The following is a 1,228-nucleotide window of genomic DNA, read 5'->3' on the forward strand; positions in this document are numbered from 1 at the left end:
TGAGGTGTACTGTCAATAGCGGACACTCTTGTTTCAAGCCGCCCGTGTCTGTTTGCTGAATTTTTCAGCGAACAACGCGGGCGGAACATTGCCGAGGCGCGAGTGGCGCCGCTGGCGGTTGTAAAAGCTTTCGATGTATTCCTGTATTGCGGCTTTCGCGTCTGCCCGGGTGGTGTAACGTTGATGGTGCACCAGTTCGTTTTTCAGGCTGCCCCAGAAGCTTTCCATGGGCGCGTTGTCATAGCAGTTTCCCCGGCGCGACATGGACGGCTGCATGCCGAACTGCTTCACCAGTTTTTGATAGTCATGGGCGCAGTACTGGCTGCCACGGTCGGAGTGGTGAATCAGGCCCGGCGAGGGGCGTTTGTTGCGCACGGCTTTCCACAGCGCCGTTGCTGTCAGCGTTTGTGTCATGCGCTCGTCCATCGCGTAGCCCACCAGCTCGCAGGTGAACACGTCCTTGATGCCGGCCAGGTAAAGCCATCCCTCGCCGGTGGCCACATAGGTGATGTCAGTCACCCAGGCTTCGTTCGGCCGGGTCGGTGCAAAGGTCTGATTGAGCAGGTTATCGGCCACCGGCAGGTCATGATTCGAGTTCGTAGTGGCCTTGAACTTGCGCTTCTGCTTGCAGCGCAAGGCGAGTTCGCGACGCAGGCGGACGATGCGGTCACGCCCCGCCGGAAAGCCCTGCGCCGTCAACTCCGGCTGCATGCGCAGAGGGCCGTAGGTCTGCCGACTCTGCGCGTGCACCGCCTCGATGGCCACTTTCAGGCGTGCGTCGTCCTGTGCCCGCTGCGATGGTTTGCCATTCGCCCAAGCATAAAAACCACTGCGCGACACGTCAAAGACGCGGCACATGACGGTGACGGGAAATTCGAGTCGCAACGTCTTCATGACCGCGTACTTGGCAGCGACTCCCGCGCAAAGTACGCTGCCGCCTTTTTTACGATATCGCGCTCCATGCGGGCTTCTGCGAGCTCTTTGCGCAGCTTGCTTACCTCGGCCTCAAGCTCCGGCACCGAGCGGCTCCCAGGGGCTACTTTGGGCGAGGTGCCGCGCTTTGCCGCCGTCACCCAATTGGCCAGCGTGCCCTTGGGGATGGTCAGGCGCAGTGCCGCGTCTTCCAGCGTCAGGCCCTGCGTCAGGACCAGTTTTACCGCTTCTTCACGAAGCTCCGGTGTGTAGGTTTTTGAGCGTGTCATAAGTTCTCCAGTTGGTGAAGTTTACC

1 protein-coding gene is annotated in these 1,228 nt (G+C 60.3%); it reads right to left on the reverse strand.

Annotation, left to right across the window (positions count from 1 at the left end):
• Nucleotides 1–33: 33 nt before the first annotated feature.
• Nucleotides 34–1,202, reverse strand: a protein-coding gene (locus CSZ94_RS27290; RefSeq protein ID WP_102124358.1) for an IS3 family transposase whose coding sequence is annotated in 2 segments (ribosomal slippage) — nt 34–947 and nt 947–1,202 — 1,170 coding nt in all. Because the reading frame shifts where the segments join, the coding sequence is not laid out codon by codon here.
• Nucleotides 1,203–1,228 lie beyond the last annotated feature (26 nt).

The organism is Janthinobacterium sp. ROICE36, from assembly GCF_002869965.1.
Taxonomy (GTDB): domain Bacteria; phylum Pseudomonadota; class Gammaproteobacteria; order Burkholderiales; family Burkholderiaceae_D; genus Janthinobacterium.